This is a genomic window from Pseudomonas salicis (assembly GCF_057128705.1).
Genome location: NZ_JBSKHU010000003.1, coordinates 294957 through 314393, shown reverse-complemented (window position 1 = coordinate 314393; position 19437 = coordinate 294957). Strand labels below are relative to the sequence as shown.

19 protein-coding genes and 1 tRNA gene are annotated in these 19437 nt (G+C 59.8%); 13 read left to right on the top strand and 7 right to left on the bottom strand.

Features of this window, described 5'->3' with window-relative positions; all coding sequences use genetic code 11:
* The first annotated feature begins 3 nt into the window (after positions 1 to 3).
* The 11 genes from ACWKWE_RS12160 to ACWKWE_RS12110 all read left to right on the top strand — a co-directional run bounded on the left by ACWKWE_RS12160 (position 4) and on the right by ACWKWE_RS12110 (position 8843).
* Positions 4 to 753, top strand: a complete 750-nt coding sequence (locus tag ACWKWE_RS12160; RefSeq protein ID WP_341963740.1) for a 3-oxoacyl-ACP reductase family protein — start codon at positions 4 to 6, stop codon at positions 751 to 753.
* Positions 754 to 917: 164 nt separating this feature from the next.
* A tRNA-Ser gene (locus ACWKWE_RS12155) sits at positions 918 to 1007 on the top strand.
* A gap of 131 nt (positions 1008 to 1138) precedes the next feature.
* Entirely contained in the window at positions 1139 to 1696 is a 558-nt protein-coding gene (gene pseH, locus ACWKWE_RS12150) for a UDP-4-amino-4,6-dideoxy-N-acetyl-beta-L-altrosamine N-acetyltransferase (RefSeq protein ID WP_483850657.1), read from the top strand.
* 248 nt (positions 1697 to 1944) lie between these two features.
* Positions 1945 to 2424 (top strand): helix-turn-helix domain-containing protein, encoded by a 480-nt coding sequence (locus tag ACWKWE_RS12145; protein ID WP_483850656.1) that lies wholly within the window; start codon positions 1945 to 1947, stop codon positions 2422 to 2424.
* A 68-nt stretch (positions 2425 to 2492) separates the two neighbouring features.
* Positions 2493 to 2924: a DUF4124 domain-containing protein gene (locus tag ACWKWE_RS12140; RefSeq protein WP_166594974.1), complete on the top strand. Its 432-nt coding sequence runs from the start codon at positions 2493 to 2495 to the stop codon at positions 2922 to 2924.
* 293 nt (positions 2925 to 3217) lie between these two features.
* Entirely contained in the window at positions 3218 to 3625 is a 408-nt protein-coding gene (locus tag ACWKWE_RS12135; RefSeq protein WP_483850655.1) for a YybH family protein, read from the top strand.
* Between the two features lie 158 nt (positions 3626 to 3783).
* Positions 3784 to 5286, top strand: coding sequence for a purine-cytosine permease family protein (locus tag ACWKWE_RS12130; RefSeq protein WP_483850654.1), 1503 nt, complete (start codon positions 3784 to 3786; stop codon positions 5284 to 5286).
* Between the two features lie 329 nt (positions 5287 to 5615).
* Positions 5616 to 5909, top strand: coding sequence for a DUF6388 family protein (locus tag ACWKWE_RS12125; RefSeq protein ID WP_166594971.1), 294 nt, complete (start codon positions 5616 to 5618; stop codon positions 5907 to 5909).
* A gap of 142 nt (positions 5910 to 6051) precedes the next feature.
* On the top strand, positions 6052 to 6741 hold the full coding sequence (locus ACWKWE_RS12120) for a crotonase/enoyl-CoA hydratase family protein (RefSeq protein ID WP_483850653.1): 690 nt from the start codon (positions 6052 to 6054) through the stop codon (positions 6739 to 6741).
* Positions 6742 to 7020: 279 nt separating this feature from the next.
* Complete coding sequence (locus ACWKWE_RS12115) at positions 7021 to 7779, top strand: lysophospholipid acyltransferase family protein (protein WP_483850652.1); 759 nt, start codon at positions 7021 to 7023, stop codon at positions 7777 to 7779.
* 92 nt (positions 7780 to 7871) lie between these two features.
* Positions 7872 to 8843, top strand: a complete 972-nt coding sequence (locus ACWKWE_RS12110; protein ID WP_166594968.1) for a magnesium and cobalt transport protein CorA — start codon at positions 7872 to 7874, stop codon at positions 8841 to 8843.
* A 56-nt stretch (positions 8844 to 8899) separates the two neighbouring features.
* Here the strand turns inward: ACWKWE_RS12110 and ACWKWE_RS12105 are convergent, their stop codons facing one another.
* The 3 genes from ACWKWE_RS12105 to ACWKWE_RS12095 form a co-directional block, all read right to left on the bottom strand.
* Positions 8900 to 9640, bottom strand: a complete 741-nt coding sequence (locus tag ACWKWE_RS12105; protein ID WP_483850651.1) for an amidotransferase — start codon at positions 9638 to 9640, stop codon at positions 8900 to 8902.
* Between the two features lie 134 nt (positions 9641 to 9774).
* Entirely contained in the window at positions 9775 to 11916 is a 2142-nt protein-coding gene (locus ACWKWE_RS12100) for a 3-hydroxyacyl-CoA dehydrogenase NAD-binding domain-containing protein (protein WP_483850650.1), read from the bottom strand.
* A gap of 197 nt (positions 11917 to 12113) precedes the next feature.
* Positions 12114 to 13319: an acetyl-CoA C-acetyltransferase gene (locus ACWKWE_RS12095; protein ID WP_483850649.1), complete on the bottom strand. Its 1206-nt coding sequence runs from the start codon at positions 13317 to 13319 to the stop codon at positions 12114 to 12116.
* 632 nt (positions 13320 to 13951) lie between these two features.
* On the opposite strand from ACWKWE_RS12095, the gene ACWKWE_RS12090 reads away from it, so the two are divergent.
* Together ACWKWE_RS12090 and ACWKWE_RS12085 are read left to right on the top strand one after the other, a co-directional pair.
* Positions 13952 to 14323: a rhodanese-like domain-containing protein gene (locus ACWKWE_RS12090; protein ID WP_166594964.1), complete on the top strand. Its 372-nt coding sequence runs from the start codon at positions 13952 to 13954 to the stop codon at positions 14321 to 14323.
* A 7-nt stretch (positions 14324 to 14330) separates the two neighbouring features.
* Positions 14331 to 15137 (top strand): cytochrome c, encoded by an 807-nt coding sequence (locus tag ACWKWE_RS12085; RefSeq protein WP_483850648.1) that lies wholly within the window; start codon positions 14331 to 14333, stop codon positions 15135 to 15137.
* A 174-nt stretch (positions 15138 to 15311) separates the two neighbouring features.
* Here ACWKWE_RS12085 and ACWKWE_RS12080 read toward each other — a convergent pair whose 3' ends face one another.
* The 4 genes from ACWKWE_RS12080 to ACWKWE_RS12065 form a co-directional block, all read right to left on the bottom strand.
* Positions 15312 to 16139, bottom strand: a complete 828-nt coding sequence (locus tag ACWKWE_RS12080; RefSeq protein ID WP_483850647.1) for a transglutaminase family protein — start codon at positions 16137 to 16139, stop codon at positions 15312 to 15314.
* Complete coding sequence (locus ACWKWE_RS12075; protein ID WP_166594961.1) at positions 16136 to 17095, bottom strand: alpha-E domain-containing protein; 960 nt, start codon at positions 17093 to 17095, stop codon at positions 16136 to 16138. Before ACWKWE_RS12075 ends, ACWKWE_RS12080 begins: the two co-directional genes overlap by 4 nt.
* 12 nt (positions 17096 to 17107) lie before the next feature.
* Entirely contained in the window at positions 17108 to 18517 is a 1410-nt protein-coding gene (locus tag ACWKWE_RS12070; RefSeq protein ID WP_341963722.1) for a circularly permuted type 2 ATP-grasp protein, read from the bottom strand.
* A gap of 531 nt (positions 18518 to 19048) precedes the next feature.
* A complete protein-coding gene (locus ACWKWE_RS12065; protein ID WP_166594959.1) occupies positions 19049 to 19387 on the bottom strand; it encodes a ribonuclease E inhibitor RraB in 339 nt (112 codons plus the stop codon).
* Positions 19388 to 19437: the final 50 nt, after the last annotated feature.

The following is a 19437-nucleotide window of genomic DNA, read 5'->3' as shown; positions in this document are numbered from 1 at the left end:
GACATGACTCACCCAACCAACCTCACCGGCAAAACTGCACTGGTCCAAGGCGGCTCCCGCGGCATCGGCGCAGCCATCGTCAAACGTCTGGTCGAACAAGGTGCAGCGGTTGCCTTCACCTTCGTCAGTTCCGAAGACAAAGCCCGCGCCCTGCAAGACAGCATCACCGCCAGCGGCGGCAAAGCCCTGGCGATCAAGGCCGACAGCGCCAGCGAACAGGACATCCGCGACGCCGTCGCCAAAACCGTTGAAACCTTCGGCGGCCTGGACATCCTGGTCAACAACGCCGGCGTCCTCGCCATCGCCCCGCTGGAAGACTTCAAACTGGAAGATTTCGACCGTACCCTCGCCATCAACGTGCGCAGCGTGTTCATCGCCACCCAGGCAGCCGCCGTGCATATGAAGGAAGGCGGCCGCATCATCAACATCGGCAGCACCAACGCCGACCGCATGCCCTTCGCCGGTGGCGGCGTCTACGCCATGAGCAAATCCGCCCTTGTCGGCCTGACCAAAGGCCTGGCCCGCGACCTCGGCCCACGCGGCATCACCGTCAACAACGTACAGCCCGGCCCGGTCGACACCGACATGAACCCGGCCAACAGCGACTTCGCCGAAACCCTGCTGGGCCTGATGGCCGTGCCGCGCTACGGCAAATCCGAAGAAATCGCCGCCATGGTTGCTTACCTCGCAGGCCCTGAAGCGGGCTACGTTACCGGCGCCAGCCTCACCATCGACGGCGGCTTCGGCGCCTGATCTCCCCCGTCGCACCGCGCAACAACAGGCCCCGGCTCTGAAAAGACGCCGGGCTTTGCGCTTTTCTGCTTAACCGCATGAAAAATCTGAAAAAAAGCTTTGCCTTCGAAAGAGACTTCGAATACATTAGCGCGCCTCGACAGACTGAACGTCTGAAGAGATACGGTGAAGTGTCCGAGTGGCTTAAGGAGCACGCCTGGAAAGTGTGTATACAGGAAACTGTATCGAGAGTTCGAATCTCTCCTTCACCGCCAAATTCGATGTAAACGAAACCCCCGAGATTCCTTGAGAATTCGGGGGTTTTTCGTTTGTGCCGTTCGGCATTAGCCTTTCCCCAAGGGCGGGGTATGATCCCTTCCATCCCCCGATGCAAGGAACCGCTCCCATGCACTTCACCCCCCTGACCGAATCCCCTCCCGCCATTCAATCCGCCGTGCGGCTGCTCCGGAATCAGGAGGACGTGCGCAGGTTCATGTACACCTCCCACGAAATCTCTCAATCGGAACATGACGCCTGGCTCGCATCGTTGGTGGGGAATGCTCGGCAGTCGGTGTTTGTGGCGATGCTCGACGGGGTGTTGGCGGGGGTGGTGTCGTTGAGTGCGATCAATGCCGCGCAGAAGACAGCGGATTGGGCGTTTTATCTGGATGCGCGTTTGCAGGGCAAGGGGCTGGGGAGTCAGGTGGAGCTCTGGATGCTGGATCATGCCTTTAATGAAGCGGGGCTTGAGAAGCTGAATTGCGAGGTGCTGGAGAGCAATCCAGCAGTGATCAAGATGCATCAGAAGTTCGGGTTTCAGATCGAGGGCGTGCGTCGGCAAAACATCATCAAGGAGGGTCAGCGCATTGATGTCGTGTTGCTGGGTATCACGAAAGCCGAGTGGCAAGCGCGGCGCCCGGCCATCGAGCCATTGATCACGAGGCTGACGCATTCGAACGGATGAGTCGTACATCCGACCAGAAGGTTTCTGGCCGAGTTTTGGCTACGCTGTTCATTAACTTCCCGCAGAACATCGGAAACCGTTTCATCCCGCCTTTCGAGGAGCTAATGTCTATGCGTCGTAACCTCCGTTCGGAGGGAAACGGTCACGTACGAGGCTAGTTTTGCGTCAGATCACCCAGCCCGTATTCCAGCCCCCATTGCGCGGCCATCACAACGAAAAAAGGACGCGGATTTCGCAGGAGTAGGTTGATGAACGGTATTGGCAAACGCCTGAAGCAGGAACGAAAACGCTTGAAGCTCACTCAGAGCGCCTTGGGCGCCATCGGTGGTGTCGAGGCGAATGCTCAAGGTCATTATGAAAGTGGGCAGCGTTTGCCCCGGGCCGATTATCTGTTTCGTATCGCGGCGGCCGGCGTCGACATCAGTCGTGTCGTCACCGGCATCGATTCGAACAACCGGATGGAGGTGCCGATGCTGCCTTCCCTCGGTCAGCCTGATGACGATCACGACAGCGCCGAAAGTGTAGTGAGGATTATCGGACAGTTGCGACAAAGCCTGTGGGTGACGGCCAATGCGCTGTGTGAGGTCACGCGCCTGGTGGACACCAAGGAGCAGCCCAGCAATGCCGACCACGTCGAGGATCATCTGCGGGTGTTGCAGGGCGATGCCGATATGTTCGTTGCGCTGGCACTGGCCAAGGTGCAGAAAGCCAGTCACGAAACCCACTGACACCTGTCGCCGCCCGCTGACAGCCCCTCTCTCCGGTGGTAGCCTTGCGCCACACAGGGAGGGCTTCGATGAAAGGGTTGTTATTCGCGCTGACGGGCATTGCACTGGTTCTCAGTGAAGCGGCCAGCGCCGAGGTGTTCAAGTGCGTCGCGCGGGACGGCAAGATAAGCTTTGCTTCGACCCCCTGCCCGGATTACGTGGGTGAGGCGATGCCGCAGCGCCCCGGCCAGTCGCGCCTGTCCAGCGATTGGGAAGAGCGGGATTTCCCTGATCGGCTGAATAAAAACGCCACCGAAATTCTGCAGGTCAGTCGACGCAGCCGGATCATCATCACCAACGAAAAAGAAATTTCCGATCACATGCAGGCCATCCGCCCACCTCCTCCGGGTGTGCCCTCTCGCTGTGTCGCACCGATTTACAACAGCGCGTGTTTCGACCCGTCGGGGGGCAGGGTTCGCCAGCCGGTGAAAGGCAGCCTGTTTCAGTCCGGCGCGAAATAGCCTCCGCGGCCGTCCTAAACTCCGTCTGCTCCCACAGGTTTGATGGCGTTAGCAGATCATCGACGTGGCTCGATCCCGTGGAGACGCCGGAGGTTATGACGGCAGCGAAAACGGCAGCCTGGTGAACGATGAACCCATGGCATACCACGATCCCAAACAAGCCTGCACGGGAAGAACGTGTAAACCTTACTTCCGAATTTCCTGAACTAAGTATTTATCGGCAACGATGTTACCGAATGTAAGAGCTGCTTAAAGTCGTGCCCCATCGCCAGAATCACAAAAACGAGCCGGCCATGACCTCCACCCCACATCTCAAAGAACACGTTCAAAACGCCGCAACCGCCCTGGTCGCCGCCTTCGCCAGCAACGACACCGACGCGTATTTCGAGGCCTTTAGCGAAGACGCGACCTTTTTCTTCTACACCCTCCCTGCCCCGCTGCTGTCCCGCGCCGCGTATCGCGAGGTGTGGGTGGGCTGGCAAGCGGACGGCTTTGCAGTGCTCGATTGCCAATCCAGCAACGCGCACATCAGCCTTCAGGGTGACGTGGCGATTTTCATGCACGACGTCGCGACCCGCGTCCGTTTCGGCACCGAAGAAACCCAGTTCCACGAGCGGGAAACCATCGTCTTCCGGCACGACGGTCGCCGTTGGTTGTGTTGCCACGAACACCTGTCGGCGCAGCCCGATCACACCGCGTAGCCGCGCCCGTTCATTTATAAGAATCAAAACGTTTACGCACTTTCGGTCGGGATACCGACCACTGCCAATGCCACGGCCGCGAGATATCCGGTCGCAAAAATACGGGCCGCATGCAGATGCAGGCCTCATAACAACACGACAGCGCGCAGGAATCCGTCATGTCACATCCCACAACCCGTATCGAAACCTTTGGTGTCGAACAAATTCCGGACGATCAACGCGATGCGTCACCGATCGATCTGTTTCGCCTGACCTTCGGCGGCGCGAACACTTTTGCCACGGCGGTGCTGGGCAGTTTCCCGGTGCTGTTCGGGTTGTCCTTCCAGGCCGGTGTCTGGTCGATCCTTCTGGGCATCGTGCTGGGCTCGATCATTCTGGCGCCGATGGGGCTGTTCGGCGCGCTGAATGGCACCAACAACGCGGTGTCTTCGGGCGCCCACTTCGGCGTTCACGGGCGGATTGTCGGCTCGTTCCTCTCGTTGCTGACGGCCGTGGCGTTCTTTTCGCTGTCAGTGTGGAGTTCGGGCGATGCGCTGATCGGCGGCGCCAAGCGCATGGTCGGTCTGCCGGAAAACGACCTGACCCTGGCCGTCGCCTATGGCGTATTCGCGGTGCTGGTGTTGGTGGTGTGCATCTACGGCTTCCGCTTCATGCTGTGGGTCAACAAGATCGCGGTGTTCGCGTCGAGCCTGCTGTTCCTGCTGGGCATCTTCGCGTTCAGCGGCAGCTTCGACGCGGGTTTTGCGGGCACCGTGAATCAGGGCAACGAAGGTTTCTGGGCGGCGTTTATCGGCGCGGCACTATTGGCGATGAGCAACCCAGTATCTTTCGGCGCGTTTCTGGGTGACTGGTCGCGCTACATCCCACGGCACACGTCGAAAAAACGCATCATGGCGTCGGTGTTTCTGGCACAGGTCTGCACCCTGATTCCGTTCCTGTTCGGCCTGTGCACCGCGACCATCGTCGCGACCCAAGCGCCGCAGTACATCACTGACAACAACTATGTGGGCGGTCTGCTGGCCGTGTCGCCGAGCTGGTTCTTCCTGCCGGTGTGCCTGATCGCGATCATCGGCGGCATGTCCACCGGCACCACTTCGCTGTATGGCACGGGTCTGGACATGTCGAGCATGTTCCCGCGCCTGTTGAATCGCGCACAGGCGACGATTCTGATTGGTATCGCAGCCATTGCCTTCATCTTCATCGGCCGTTTCGCCTTCAACCTGGTGCAGAGCGTGTCGACCTTCGCGGTGCTGATCGTCACCTGCACCTCGCCGTGGATCGTGATCATGGTGTTGGGGCTGATCATCCGACGTGGCTTCTACCACCCGGCTGACCTGCAAGTGTTCACCCGTGGCCAAAGTGGCGGTCATTACTGGTTCGAGCACGGCTGGAACTGGCGCGGTCTGGGTGCCTGGATTCCGAGCGCGGTGGTGGGCCTGTGCTTCGTGAACCTGCCGGGGCAGTTCGTGGGACCTTTGGGTAATCTGGCAGGCGGTATCGACATTAGCCTGCCGATTACCCTGGGCTTGGCGGCGCTGCTGTACATCACGCTGCTGCGCACCTTCCCGGAACCGGTGGGCGTGTACAGCGACCACGGCCCGCACCCGCTGCTGGGCAGCAACGCCCACCGCAACGTGAAGAAGCCGATGGCCATCGGTTAAGCGACCATCCGCCGTTAAAGAAAGGGCTCGCCAATCAGCGGGCCCCCTTCGTTTTCAGCACGACCGGTGGCGCATCTACGGGTGGCACCCGCGACCGACATCCCGCACAATCGGTTTTCACGTCAGTGACCTACAAAAAACGGGTTTGAACGAGAAGTCGGCGAGCGAAAGCCAGGCAAGGCAAAAACAGGTGAGGAACGGCCGGGGTCGCGATCGACTTTAGGGACCTAAATAAGCATTCCGAGCCTGTTTTTAACGCAGCATGGCTGAGCGCAGCCACTTATCGTTCAAAGCCTACGACAGCTCGCTCTATTGGAGAATCGCTTCGCATGAACGCAAATGACTGGACCGAAGCTGCCCTGGCAAAGTACATCGTGACCAACCCGACCCTTCAGGCCGAGATCGCAAACCTTTCCCCGAAAGACCAGCAGGATCAGATTCGCTGGGCCTTCGAAGATGAAGCAGAGGCCCAAGGCATCGAGACATGGGAACTGGCGTTGACTTTCATCGCTGAAACACCCGAGCAACTCAAGTCGATGCGACTTGAAGCCCATAAAGAAGCCGCTGAAACCCTCGGCATCGACTGGGAAGAATACCGCGCCGCAAACGCCATTCCTGAGTAAACCCCGTCCCACTCCCTCGGGCCGCACCTTTCTGCCCTCCACGCGGCCCGAAACCCTGACTTGCCAGTCACCCTTAGCGCTTTACCTTGCCCCTTGGGGTGAGTAACGTCTGCGCCATCTCACAACAATAAGGACTCGTGCCATGAGTGATTTGGTCGCCTATCAACTGGACGACGGCGTCGCCACGCTCACCCTGAGCAACGGCAAGGTCAACGCCATCAGCGGCGATGTGGTCGCTGCTTTCAATGCCGCCCTGGATCAAGCCGAGAAAGACCGCGCCGTGGTGATCATCACCGGGCAGCCGGGCATTCTTTCTGGCGGCTATGACCTGAAAATCATGACCTCCAGCCCCGAAGCCGCGATGGACCTGGTCGCCGCTGGCTCGACGCTGGCCCGCCGCATGTTGTCGCACCCCTTCCCTATCGTGATTGCCTGCGGCGGGCATGCCGTGGCCAAAGGCGCCTTTCTGCTGCTGTCGGCGGACTATCGCATTGGCGTCGAAGGCCCGTTCAGCATCGGTCTGAACGAAGTGCAGATCGGCATGACCATGCACCACGCGGGCATCGAACTGGCCCGTGATCGCCTGAGCAACAGCGCGTTCGGCCGCTCGGTGATCAACGGTGAAATGTTCGCCCCCCACGACGCGCTTCAGGCCGGTTTTCTGGACAAGGTCGTGGCGCCCGAAGCGCTCGTCGACACCGCACGCACCGTGGCCTTGCAGCTGAAGAAGATCAACATGAAGGCGCACAAGCAGACCAAATTGAAGGTGCGCAAGGCGTTTCTGGAAATGCTGGACAAGGCTATCGAGCTGGATCGACAGCATCAGTTTTAAGGGCGGCTCGCCAGCCCCTCTGATTGACGCACGCACCTGTAGGAGTGAGCTTGCTCGCGAAGGCCATCCGTCAGCCACACACCGATTGACTGGACGGGCGCTTTCGCGAGCAAGCTCACTCCTACAGGGGGCCATGCGCTCCCACAGCGCGACCCGGGTCGTTCACGGACTCTTGAAACATCCGCTTAAATTCGCCGAATACCACCCGTCTGTCTGGCATTTGCCGATTCAAGTGCACATCCGTACACTGCGCCACCTTTTGTTACGAGAGTGGTTCGCATGCTGTTCGTCCTGCGTATGTTGCTGCTGGGTGTGCATTTCGTCATCGCCGGTGCGTTGGGTCTGGCGCTGGGCATCTGCCGTCCGTTCAACCCCGACAACAGCCGCCTGTGCGCCCGCCTCTACGCACTGCCGGCGATGTGGATTCTGCGCCTGCGCCTCAAAGCCCAGATGGGCGCGCATTTCGATCGTTCTCGCCCATGCGTGATCGTCGCCAATCATCAGTCGAACTACGACCTGTTCATCCTCGGCAACATCGTGCCGCCACGCACCGTCTGCATCGGCAAGAAAAGCCTGAAATGGGTGCCGTTTTTCGGCCAGCTGTTCTGGCTGGCAGGCAATGTGCTGATCGACCGGGGCAACCCCCTGCGCGCGCGGCTTTCCATTCGCAAGACCACCGAGGCGTTGCAACACAAAGACACGTCGATCTGGGTCTTCCCCGAGGGCACCCGCAATCAGGGCAAAGGTCTGCTGCCGTTCAAACGCGGCGCATTCCAGATGGCCATCGACGCCGGTGTGCCCATCGTGCCGGTGTGTGTCAGCACCTACTTCCGGGACATGCGCCTGAACCAATGGGACAGCGGCCAAGTGATGATTCGCTCGCTGCCCGCATTGTCCACCACCGGCCTGACCAGCGATGACATCCCGGAGCTGATCGCCCTGTGCCACAGCCAGATGCAAGCCTGCATCGAGCAAATGGACAACCCGCAGCGCACCCACGAGGCGCTTGCCCAAACCGACGCTGAACAACTCACCTAAAACCCTCGAACTCGTCGAAGTTGGCCGACTCTGACAGGAGAGAGCACGCTAAGCTGCGTGTGATGTCCTCCTAAAAGAAGAAGCCAACCATCATGGGTCGAGTCGTTGCTGCCGCGGTTTACAGCGCCGGGAAAAAAGTCACTAACATCACCCTCGACGAAGGGGCCGCCTGGGCCGCAAAGCCCGGCCATTTCGTCTGGATCGGCCTGGAGCAGCCCAATGCTCAAGAGCTGGCCACCCTGCAAAAGCAATTCTGTCTGCATGAACTGGCCATCGAAGATGCGCTGGAAGTCCATAGCCGCCCCAAGCTGGAGACCTTCGGCGACGCGCTGTTCATCGTGACTTATGCGCCAATCCGCGAGAACGGCAAGCTGATCTTCATCGAAACCCACATCTTCGCGGGCAAGGGCTACATCATCACCTCGCGCAATGGCGATTCGAAGTCCTACGGCCTGGTGCGCCAACGTTGCGAGGCGCGGCCGCTGTTGCTGGAGCACGGCGAAGATTTCGTGCTTTATGCCCTGCTCGATTTTGTGACTGAAAACTATCAGCCGGTCACCGAAGCCATTCACTGCGAGCTTGAGGAACTGGAGCACAGCGTGCTCAGCACAGAGCTCAACGAAGCCGACATTCACCGCATCCACGCCTTGCGACGGGATTTGCTGCGCCTTCGGCGTTACGTAGCGCCAATGGTTGAGATCGGTGAAGAGTTGCAGAAGCTGAGCTTCCCCTTTATCGACAAGAACATGCGCCCGTATTTCCGTGACGTGGAAATCCATGTGAAACGGCAGATGGAGGATTTGGCCAACCTGCGGGACATCGCCAGCCAGACCATTGAAATCGGCCTGTTGCTGGAGTCATCACGGCAAAGCCTGACCCAACGCAAATTCGCCGCGTGGGCTGCGATCCTGGCGTTCCCCACCGCGATTGCCGGGATTTACGGGATGAACTTCCAGAACATGCCGGAGCTGAGCTGGCATTACGGCTATTTCGCGGTGTTGGGGGTGATAGTGGGCGGGTGCGGGATTCTATTTGCGAGCTTCAAGCGGTCGGGCTGGTTGTGAAGCACCGGGCGAGCTACAAGCTGCAGGTTCTCTGCGCTTGTAGCTCGTCGCTGTTGTCAGCTTGCCGCTGGTTGCTTGCCGTTGGCTGGCTTGCTGGCCACAAACCGCATCATCCACTCCGCCACAGTCGTGCCGTGGTGGTCTTCGTTCAGGCTGGCAACGCCTTTGCTGTAGACCTGCTCACCCAGGGTTTGCTGGCGAATGTCGAGCAGGGTGCGCGAATACTCGTGGATGAACTCGGGGTGGCCCTGAAAGCACAGCACCTGATCATTGATGTGGTACGCCGCGAACTGGCAGAACGGGCTTGAAGCGATGACCGTCGCGCCTTCGGGCAATGCCGTGACCTGATCCTGGTGGCTGATCAGCAGGGTCAGTTTGTCCATCGCCGGAGTCATCCACGGCGTGGCAGGCGCCAGATCGTAGTGGTGAATGCCCACGCCCCATCCTTGGGTCGCGCGTTCGGTCTTGCCGCCAAGCAGCAGGGCTAATAATTGATGGCCGAAGCACACGCCCAGCAGCTTGTCGCCACGCTTGTAGCGCTCCAACAGGTAGGTCTTGAGGGTTTGAATCCACGGGTCGGTGCCGAAAGAATCGGCCTTGGAGCCGGTGATCAGGTACGCGTCGAAATGCTCGTCATCTGACGGGTAATTGCCGTGCATCACGTTGTAGACGACGAATTCGGCGGGGATCGGCTGGCGCGAGAACAGGGATTCGAACATCCGCCCATAACCTGTGTATTGATCGACCAGTTCCGGGCGAAGAACGTCGGTTTCGAGAATGCAGATGCGTAACGACATGAAAAATACCTGAAGCGACAAGGCGAAAATGCACACGCCCAAGCCTGCCTTGAAGGCTGAGGCAAGGCAAGGGCCACTGTGCCGTCATTTGACCTAAGTCTGAACGGTTGCTGTACAGGACAACGTCGCGGCGATCAGAACGTTTGGCCATTGAGCGCCTTGTCCAGCAACAGCGCGGGCGGCTCAAAACGCTCGCCGTAATGCTCTGCCAGATACTGCGCGCGGGCGACGAAGTCCTTGAGCCCGTACTGATTGATGAACTGCAACGCGCCGCCCGTCCACGCCGGAAAGCCGATGCCGAAGATCGAGCCGATGTTGGCGTCGGTGGTCGAGCGCAACACGCCCTCCTCCACACAGCGCACGGTCTCAATGGCCTGAATGAACAGCAGTCGGTCGCGAATTTCCTGTCCCGCGATCTGCGCGTCGGGCTTTTCGAAGCGGGCCTTGAGTTCATGCCACAGGCGTTTGGGCGCACCTTCGGGGTAATCGTAGAAACCGCCCCCCGCCGCTTTGCCCGCGCGCTTGTATTCGTTCAGCAACAAGTCGATCACCGCCGTGGCGGGGTGCTCTGTTGGTGTTTCGCCTTGCTCCGCCAGATCCTTCCGCGCCTGCTGACGGATGTGGCTCATGAGGCTGAGGGACACTTCGTCAGACACCGCCAGTGGCCCGACCGGCATCCCGGCCTTGCGCGCTTCGGTTTCGATCATTACCGCCGAAATGCCTTCACCGAGCATGGCGATGCCTTCATTGGTGAAGGTCGCGAACACGCGGGAGGTAAAGAAGCCACGGGCGTCGTTGACCACGATGGGCGTCTTGTTGATCTGCTGCACGAAGTCAAACGCACGGGCCAGGGTCATGTCGTTGGTGCGGGCACCCTTGATGATTTCCACCAGCCGCATCTTGTCCACGGGGCTGAAGAAGTGCATGCCGACGAACCGCTCCTGCCGACTGACCGCCGTGGCCAGCCCGGTGATCGGCAGCGTCGAAGTGTTGGAAGCGATCACCGCGTACGGCACCACCACTTGCTCGGCGGCAGCGCTGACCTGGGCCTTGAGTTCACGGTCTTCAAACACCGCTTCGATGATCAGGTCGCAGCCTTCAAGATCGCTGTCCCGACCCGTGGTCTTGATCCGGCCCAGCACGGCATCGCGCTGTTCGGGCTTGATCCGGCCGCTGGCGACCTGCTTGTCGAGCAGCCGGACGGAGTAGTCCTTGCCCTTTTGCGCAGTGGCCAGGTTGACGTCTTTCAGCACTACGTCGACCCCGGCCAGCGCGGTCACATAAGCGATGCCGCCGCCCATCATCCCGGCACCAAGAATCCCGACCTTGCGCATGTGGTACACGGGAGGTGCCTTGGGCCGCGACTCACCGGCATTGAGTTCATTGAGCTGAAACCAGGTGCCGATCATGTTCTTGGCGATCTGGCCGGTGGTCAGCTCCGTGAAATAGCGGGCCTCGATCTTTTCGGCGGTGGCGAAATCCACCTGCGCGCCTTCAACGGCGGCGGCGAGGATCTTCTCGGGCGCGGGGTACAGACCTTGGGTTTTGCTGCGCAGCATGGACGGAGCAATCGCCAGCATCTGCGCCACTTTCGGGTTTGAAGGCGTGCCGCCGGGCATCTGAAACCCCGGCTGATCCCACGCTTTGCTCGGCGACGGGTTGGCCAGTATCCACTCGCGCGCCTTGGCCAGCAGGTCCTCGGCATCGTGGGCCAACTGATCGATCAGCCCCGCCTTGAGCGCTTGTTGTGGGTTGAGGATTCGGCCTTCCATGAGCAGCGGCAACGCCTTTTCCAGCCCCAGCATCCGCACCAGCCGCACCGTGCCGCCGCCACCGGGCAGCAAGCCGAGGGTGACTTCCGGCAAGCCGAGGCGCACGTGTCTTTCGTCCAGCGCGATGCGATGGTGGCACGCGAGGCACAGTTCCCATCCCCCTCCCAGCGCCGCGCCATTGATCGCGGCGACCACGGGTTTGCCTAGGGTTTCCAGAGCGCGGAGCTGCGCCTTGAGGTCCAGCGTCATCTGGTAGAACCACGGGGCGCGAGATTTATCCACCTGCACCAGCTCGTTGAGATCACCCCCGGCAAAGAAGGTTTTTTTCGCCGAGCGGATGATCACGCCGACGAGGCTGCTTTTGTCGACCTGCAAACGAGCCAGTGTTTCACCCATCGCCTGGCGATAGGTCTCGTTCATGGTGTTGGCCTGCTGGCCGGGCATGTCGAGCGTCAGCGTCACGATCTGATCGGGGCCGAGGTCGTAGTGGATGGCGTCAGTCATGCGTTCTTCTTCCTGAAGCTGTTTTTTATATAAAATGTGTGCAGCGTCTGAGTCTTCATCTGTGGAATACAGCCTCTGTGGGAGCGAATTCATTCGCGAAAATCGCACGGGCGACAGAGGTGCATTGTTCGTACCGCCCCTTTCGCGAATAAATTCGCTCCCACAGGTTCAGCATTCACACGCCATGATGCCCTGTATCACACCCGCTCGATAATCGTCGCAATCCCCATGCCACCGCCCACGCACAGGGTCGCCAGCCCGTACCGCAGCTGGCGCGCTTCGAGTTCGTCGAGCAAGGTGCCGAGGATGATGCAGCCAGTGGCGCCGAGGGGGTGACCCAGGGCAATCGAGCCACCGTTGACGTTGACCTTGTCCGGGTCCACGTTCATGTCTTTGATGAACTTCAACACCACCGAGGCGAAGGCTTCGTTCACTTCGAACAGGTCGATGTCGTCGATCTTCAACCCCGCTCGCGCCAACGCTTTGCGTGTCGCCGGGCCGGGGCCGGTAAGCATGATGGTCGGGTCAGTGCTGGTCACCGCCGTCGCGACGATCCGCGCCCGAGGCCGCAACCCCAGTTCCTGACCCTTTTGCTGCGACCCCACCAGCATCAACGCCGCGCCATCGACGATCCCCGAGCTGTTGCCCGGCGTGTGCACGTGGTGGATGCGTTCGACATGGCTGTAGACCCGCAGCGCCGTTGCGTCGTACCCCATCTGGCCGATGGCTTCGAAGCTGGGCTTGAGTTTGCCAAAGCCGTCCAGCGTCGAGTCGCCGCGAATGAACTCGTCATGGTCCAGCAGCAACAGGCCGTTCTGATCGCGAACAGGCACCAGTGATCGGCGAAACGCCCCGCGTTCATGGGCGGCTGCGGCTTTTTGTTGGGAGTGCAGCGCGAACCGGTCCACATCCTCACGACTGAAGCCTTCAATCGTCGCGATGAGGTCCGCGCCAATGCCTTGAGGGGTGAACTGGGTGTGCAGGTTGGTCAGCGGGTCCAGCACCCAGGCGCCGCCGTCGCTGCCCATCGGCACGCGGGACATGGACTCCACGCCGCCGACCACCACCAGGTCCTCAAATCCGGATCGAACTTTCATCGCCCCCAGATTCACCGCTTCCAGGCCTGAGGCACAGAACCGGTTGACCTGCACGCCCGCCACATTGACGGCCCAGTCGGCGACCAGTGCCGCCGTCTTGGCAATGTCGGCGCCCTGATCGCCAATCGGCGTCACGCAGCCCAGCACGATGTCGTCGACCTGAGCAGTGTCCAGGTGCGTGCGCAGCTGCAGCTCCCTCATCAACCCCGCCAGCAAATCCACTGGCTTGACGCTGTACAGCGACCCGTCGGGCTTGCCTTTGCCACGGGGTGTGCGCAGCGCATCGAAAATAAACGCTTCGGTCATTGTGTCCCTCGCTGCCCTGCTGGAAATTTTTGTTCTGCTGACACCATAACGGTCACACAGATACGTTCAATGATGGAAGTGCTCAGTTCACTTGACTGTGATCAAGACTAGCTTGTTGTGGGAAGTTTCGGACTCGGACGAACGGTAGTCAGCTATCGGAGTTCCCGTGATTTCCGCCGATGCGTCTAGCAAGGGAGTGTTTCATGCTAGCGAATCGCCTTATCGCCATTCTTCCTAACCAAATCGCATTATTCATATCAAACCGTTCTAAGCAGCGTGGCACGTGGGCTCTAAGGTTAAGTCTGTAGCAGAGGCGCAATAAAAACGTTTCGTATAGCGCCCCCGTCGCCGATCACTTGTCGGGACACCTGCTCTTTGATTTCACCTTTGCCAGCTGCCGCTTCCTCCCTTGACGAAGCCGGTGAGCTTTTGTCGCTCAGGAATAACAACAAAAGGCATGCGCCATGTTCAAGCATTCGAAAGTACGTCAAGCCGGGCTGATTGTTTTCGCCACCACTCTCCTGTTGATTTTGCCGAACATGACCCGTTTGTTCGGCTGAGACTGTGAATCCACGCTTGCGACACAGCGTATTTGTGCCACCCTCTTTCTATCGAAACAGGGAGGTGAGCGCATGCGTCAGTGGCTGGCAGTTTTCGCACTGGGTTTCAGCGTCGTCGCGCAGGCCGGGCCGGTCGAACAGGCCGAGGCTGTGGCCGCAATCAGGGATGGCAAACTGGCCATCGATGTGCGCAGCCAGACCGATTATGACGCGGGCACGGTGCTCAATGCCGTGCGCGTGGACGACCGCCGTCTGGTGCCGCAACTCAAACAGGTGATGACTGACCGCAATCTGGTGATGGTCGTGTTCAGCTCCAGCAACGCGCGCGCCAGCAGTGCCCAGGACAAGTTGATGAAAGCGGGCTACAACAGCATCATCAACGGCGGCACTTATGACGAACTGCACAACGCGCTGTACGACGTCACCGACGATCCTGCGGAGTAACCCCATCTTGCGCTTCCTTTTCCTGCTGGCCGGCACCTTGCTGGCCTTGCCTGCGTACGCGGCACAATTGACGGTCGATCTGGGCCATGGCGCCAAGACCTGGAACACCGACCAGCTCCTGCAGCACCCTCAAGCCCGAGACATCGACATCCCCGCCGACGTGTCCTACAAGCGCGAGATGCACTATCGCGCCGTGCCCGTGGCGGCTCTGCTTGAAGGCGTGACAGGCGATGCCCATCTGCAAGCCGTCGCCACCGATGGTTTTGCAGCGGAAATGCCCGCAGGGCCGCTGCTGCAAAAGACCGGCTCACAGGCCTGGCTTGCCGTTGAAGACCCCGCGCATCCGTGGCCTGGATTGAGCCAGGACAAGCCGAGCGCCGGACCGTTTTATCTGGTGTGGACCGACCCGGCGGCGAGCAAGATCAGCCCTGAGCAGTGGCCGTATGCGGTCGGCCAGATCAAATTGCTGGCGTCGGTCGCTGAGCGATTTCCGGCGCTGTTACCTGACGCGAAGCTCGCCGCAGACGATCCTGTCAACAAAGGTTTCGCGCTGTTTCAGAAGAATTGTTTAGCGTGCCACCGGCTGAATGGCGCGGGGGATTCGCAGTTGGGCCCGGACTTGAACATCCCGCACAACCCCACCGAATATTTCGCCGGGGATTATCTGAAGCTGTACATCCGCAATCCGCAGAACCTGCGCCAATGGCCGCAGGCGAAGATGCCGGCGATCACTCAGGAGGTGTTGTCGGATCAGGAGCTGGATCAGGTCGTGGCGTATTTGAAGCACATGGCAGGACGTAAAGCTGGCCAGTAAAACGCTCCAGGTCTGGCGCAAAACTACTGTGGGAGCGAATTCATTCGCGATTGGCCGGTCCAGCCGACACGTCTCTATCGACAGAACCCTCTTTCGCGAATGAATTCGCTCCCACAGGTTTCGTGCCAGGCAGTGTTTTGGCGTGTCAGCAACGAATCGAGACTGAAACTATCCTCACGACTGCCGCTGCACCTGCATCTGCACGACCGGCTTAGCAATGGGCGCTGAATCCGAAACCACCACCTTCGCGTGCATCTGTTCACATCCACCGCCGCGACGCATGCCACGCACCGGGCAGGCGTCGAGGTAATCCAGACCCACCGCCAGCTTCAGATGACGCTCAGGAATGGCCAGTTGGTTGGTCACGTCAAAGCTGTACCACGCACCTTCGATCCACGCTTCGGCCCACGCATGACTCGACAAATGCTCGCTGCTATCGCTGTACAAATATCCCGACACGTAACGCGAAGGCACGCCAAGACTGCGGGCGCAGGCGAGAAACGCGTGAGTGTGGTCCTGGCAAACCCCTGCCCCGTTGGCAAAGGCTTGAGCAGCACTGGTATCGACGGCCGTCGAGCCCGGTGTGTAAACGATGTGCTGGTTCAGCGCCTGCATCAGATCGATCAGCCCGGTGCGGTCAGTGCGCGCCTTGGTTTCACGGGCCGCGAACTCACGCATGGCTTCGTCCGCTTCGGTCAGGCGGGTGAAGCGCAAGAACGGCAGCGAAGACTGGCTTTCATGTTCGGCTTCACGCTTCTCGTCGATTTCCACCTGCCCACGCGCGCCGATGACGATGGCCTCATGGGGTTCGTCCAGGGTCAACACGTGCAGAATGTTGCCGAACGGATCGACCTGCGCACGAACCGGGCGCGGCAGTGCCAGTTGCCAACTGAGCACCTGCTGGCGCTCGCTGTCGTGGGGGGTCAGACGCAAATACTGGATGCTGGCGCGGACCTGATCGTCGTAGTGATAGGTGGTCTCGTGACTAATGGACAGTCTCATGCTGCCTCCAGATAGGAAGTGTGAATAACGTTACCCAGTTGGGCCAGCAGCGGAATGAATTCGTTCAACCATTCGTGCAGGCCTTCGCCGAGGATTTCGTCGATGCCGGTATAGCGCAGACGAGCGTCGAGTTCGGCGGCCAGGCGTTGCGCGGGACGGCCATTGGCCCCCGGCAGGCTGGCGAGAATCAGGTCCAGTTCTTCAAGACAGGCGCGCAGTGAACGCGGGATGTCGGCGCGCAACAGCAGCAATTCGGCGACTTGACGCGCACCCGGCGCGTCGCGGTAGACCTCGGTGTAGGCTTCGAACGACGACAGTGCCCGAAGCAAGGCACTCCACTGGTAGTAACCCGCTGCTGAGCTGTCCGCTGCCGCGTTGGCAGACGGCCCGCGCAGTTCAAGCATTTCATAGCGGGCATCGAGCATGCGCAGGGTGTTGTCGGCGCGTTCGATGAAGGTGCCCAGCCGAATGAAACGGAACGCGTCGTTACGCATGATGGTGCCGTAGGTCGCCCCACGGAACAGGTGCGAACGCTCCTTGACCCACTCGCAGAACCGGCTCATGCCATATCGGCTCAGGCCCTGTTCGGCGATGCCGCGAATTTCCAGGTATGTCGAGTTGATGTTTTCCCACATGTCCGCGGTAATACGCCCACGTACCGCATGGGCACTGGCCCGCGCCGCCGCCAGACAGCTGAAAATGCTGGCGGGATTCTCGGCGTCCAGCGCGAAGAAATGCAGCAGGCGCTCGGCATGAAGATCGCCGTGGCGCTCGCGGTAATCGTCCAGGGTTCCGGTGATCAGCAGCGGCATGGCGAGTTCATTGAGGCCATCCCCGCGTCCGTCCTGAGGCATCAGCGACAGCGAGTAACTGACGTCCAGCATCCGTGCGAGGTTTTCCGCCCGCTCCAGGTACCGCGACATCCAATATAAATCCGAGGCAGTTCTACTTAGCATTGGCAGGCATCCTTAATCCTCGACCACCCAAGTGTCCTTGGTTCCGCCACCCTGCGACGAGTTGACCACCAAAGACCCTTCGCGCAACGCAACGCGGGTCAGTCCACCGGGAACCACGCGGGTTTCGCGGCCAGACAACACGAAGGGGCGCAGGTCGATGTGTCGCGGGGCGATGCCGTTCTCGACGAAGGTCGGACAGGTCGACAGGGACAAGGTAGGTTGAGCGATGTACGCGTGAGGCTTGGCTTTCAGACGGGCACGAAACGACTCGATTTCCGCCGCCGTCGCCGCCGGACCGACCAGCATCCCGTAGCCACCGGAGCCCTGGGTTTCCTTGACCACCAGATCGCCAAGATTGGCCAGCACGTGGGACAGCTCTTCCGGTTTGCGGCATTGCCAGGTCGGCACGTTTTTCAGAATCGGCTCTTCGTCGAGGTAGAAGCGGATCATGTCGGTCACGAACGGGTACACCGATTTGTCGTCGGCGACCCCGGTGCCAATGGCGTTGGCCAGCACCACATTGCCCGAGCGATAGGCCGACAGCAGGCCCGGCACGCCGAGCATCGAATCCGGGTTGAACGCCAGCGGATCGAGGAAGGCGTCGTCGAGCCGACGGTAGATCACGTCCACCGCTTTCGGGCCGTCCGTGGTGCGCATGAACACGCGGTCGTCGCGCACGAACAGGTCAGCGCCTTCTACCAGTTCCACGCCCATTTCCCGCGCCAGGAACGCATGTTCAAAGAACGCGCTGTTGAACCGGCCCGGCGTCAGCACGACCACACTGGGGTTATCCAGCGGGCTGGAGCTTTTCAGCGTATCGAGCAACAGGTTCGGGTAGTGATCGACCGGCGCGATGCGTTGCGCGGCGAACAATTCGGGGAACAGGCGCATCATCATCTTGCGGTCTTCGAGCATGTAGCTCACGCCGCTTGGGGTGCGCAAGTTGTCTTCGAGGACGTAATAGGTGCCGTCGCCATCGCGCACCAGGTCAACCCCGGAGATGTGCGAATAGAGATCGCGGTGCAGGTTCAGGCCTTGCATTGCCAACTGGTACTGCTCGTTGGCCAGCACCTGCTCGGCGGGGATGATCCCGGCCTTGATAATGCGTTGGTCGTGATAAAGGTCGGCGAGGAACATGTTCAGCGCCTTGACGCGCTGGATGCAGCCGCGCTCGACCACGCGCCATTCACTGGCGGGGATGCTGCGAGGAATCGTATCGAAGGGGATCAGACGTTCGGTCCCCTGCTCGTCACCGTACAACGTGAAGGTAATCCCGGCGCGATGAAACAAAAGATCGGCCTCACGCCGACGCTGAGCGAGCAACTCAGGTGGCGCTTCACCCAGCCAGCGGGCGAATTCCCGATAATGCGGACGGACAGAACCGTCGGCATCGTACATCTCATCATAAAAGGTGCGGATCATGCCGTACTCCTTGTCACCATGGACACTAAGGCCTTCGCAAGGCCCGTGCCATCGGCATAAACGCTCTAAAATCAATGAGTTGAATAAAACAGCGAAAGCCTTCGCACCATTCCTGTGCAAGAAGCGCTCTAACCCATTCCCCTACGCTTCAAAGAGAAGCGTCCTGCTGCAGAAAAACCTATTGGAAGCATAGTCAGAGTTGATTTCCCGGCCTGACTTTGTTCGCGAATAATCGCGCCATTCACGCAGACAACCTCGCTGCAGACTGCATCGGCGAGTGTTGGCGTGACAGGATTGCTTACCGATATTCCCTTTATGCCGCTCCTATCCGAGCGGCTTTTTTTTGCCCTGTTTTTGATGTTCTGCGAATCAATGTCGTGCTTGATACTTTGGCGAACTTGAACCTGTAGGAGCGAATTCATTCGCGATTGGTAGGTACAGCCACCACTTCTCCATTGCCCGAACCCCTTTTTTCGCGAATGAATTCGCTCCCTCAATGGATCATCACAAAGCTTGAGGCCAGGCACCGCTCTAATGAAGCCGCTTGATCTCCTGCTTCACACCCCAGCCCTCGACCTCGCCATCCAGCCCTAAAATGGCAGTCTGGAAATCCTGCTCGAAGTCGCCGATGCCGTCGTAGGTGGCGTACATCAATTTGCTCAATTGCAGGTGCCACGCTCCGTCCTCACGGGCGTTGACTTGGGTATTGAGGGATTCACCGCGAAACTTTTCCGCCGCCTGACGCGCCCGCTCCTCGTCCGGGAAGACTGCGTAGAACTCGATAGGATGGATACGTGCGAAGTCGAAACCGCCTTCTTTCATGCGGCGCAGTACGTGACTGCTGATGTCTTCTTGATAGGTCGTGCTCATGAAACGTCCTCCTATGCAACGATAGATAGAGTTTCAACCATCCCGAAATG

What these genes read in the sequence shown, in the direction of transcription:
- ACWKWE_RS12160 (WP_341963740.1), top strand. Translation starts at nt 4, where the DNA reads ATGACTCACCCAACCAACCTCACCGGCAAAACTGCACTGGTCCAAGGC.
- pseH (WP_483850657.1), top strand. Translation starts at nt 1,139, where the DNA reads ATGCACTTCACCCCCCTGACCGAATCCCCTCCCGCCATTCAATCCGCC.
- ACWKWE_RS12145 (WP_483850656.1), top strand. Translation starts at nt 1,945, where the DNA reads ATGAACGGTATTGGCAAACGCCTGAAGCAGGAACGAAAACGCTTGAAG.
- ACWKWE_RS12140 (WP_166594974.1), top strand. Translation starts at nt 2,493, where the DNA reads ATGAAAGGGTTGTTATTCGCGCTGACGGGCATTGCACTGGTTCTCAGT.
- ACWKWE_RS12135 (WP_483850655.1), top strand. Translation starts at nt 3,218, where the DNA reads ATGACCTCCACCCCACATCTCAAAGAACACGTTCAAAACGCCGCAACC.
- ACWKWE_RS12130 (WP_483850654.1), top strand. Translation starts at nt 3,784, where the DNA reads ATGTCACATCCCACAACCCGTATCGAAACCTTTGGTGTCGAACAAATT.
- ACWKWE_RS12125 (WP_166594971.1), top strand. Translation starts at nt 5,616, where the DNA reads ATGAACGCAAATGACTGGACCGAAGCTGCCCTGGCAAAGTACATCGTG.
- ACWKWE_RS12120 (WP_483850653.1), top strand. Translation starts at nt 6,052, where the DNA reads ATGAGTGATTTGGTCGCCTATCAACTGGACGACGGCGTCGCCACGCTC.
- ACWKWE_RS12115 (WP_483850652.1), top strand. Translation starts at nt 7,021, where the DNA reads ATGCTGTTCGTCCTGCGTATGTTGCTGCTGGGTGTGCATTTCGTCATC.
- ACWKWE_RS12110 (WP_166594968.1), top strand. Translation starts at nt 7,872, where the DNA reads ATGGGTCGAGTCGTTGCTGCCGCGGTTTACAGCGCCGGGAAAAAAGTC.
- ACWKWE_RS12105 (WP_483850651.1), bottom strand. Translation starts at nt 9,640, where the DNA reads ATGTCGTTACGCATCTGCATTCTCGAAACCGACGTTCTTCGCCCGGAA.
- ACWKWE_RS12100 (WP_483850650.1), bottom strand. Translation starts at nt 11,916, where the DNA reads ATGACTGACGCCATCCACTACGACCTCGGCCCCGATCAGATCGTGACG.
- ACWKWE_RS12095 (WP_483850649.1), bottom strand. Translation starts at nt 13,319, where the DNA reads ATGACCGAAGCGTTTATTTTCGATGCGCTGCGCACACCCCGTGGCAAA.
- ACWKWE_RS12090 (WP_166594964.1), top strand. Translation starts at nt 13,952, where the DNA reads ATGCGTCAGTGGCTGGCAGTTTTCGCACTGGGTTTCAGCGTCGTCGCG.
- ACWKWE_RS12080 (WP_483850647.1), bottom strand. Translation starts at nt 16,139, where the DNA reads ATGAGACTGTCCATTAGTCACGAGACCACCTATCACTACGACGATCAG.
- ACWKWE_RS12075 (WP_166594961.1), bottom strand. Translation starts at nt 17,095, where the DNA reads ATGCTAAGTAGAACTGCCTCGGATTTATATTGGATGTCGCGGTACCTG.
- ACWKWE_RS12070 (WP_341963722.1), bottom strand. Translation starts at nt 18,517, where the DNA reads ATGATCCGCACCTTTTATGATGAGATGTACGATGCCGACGGTTCTGTC.
- ACWKWE_RS12065 (WP_166594959.1), bottom strand. Translation starts at nt 19,387, where the DNA reads ATGAGCACGACCTATCAAGAAGACATCAGCAGTCACGTACTGCGCCGC.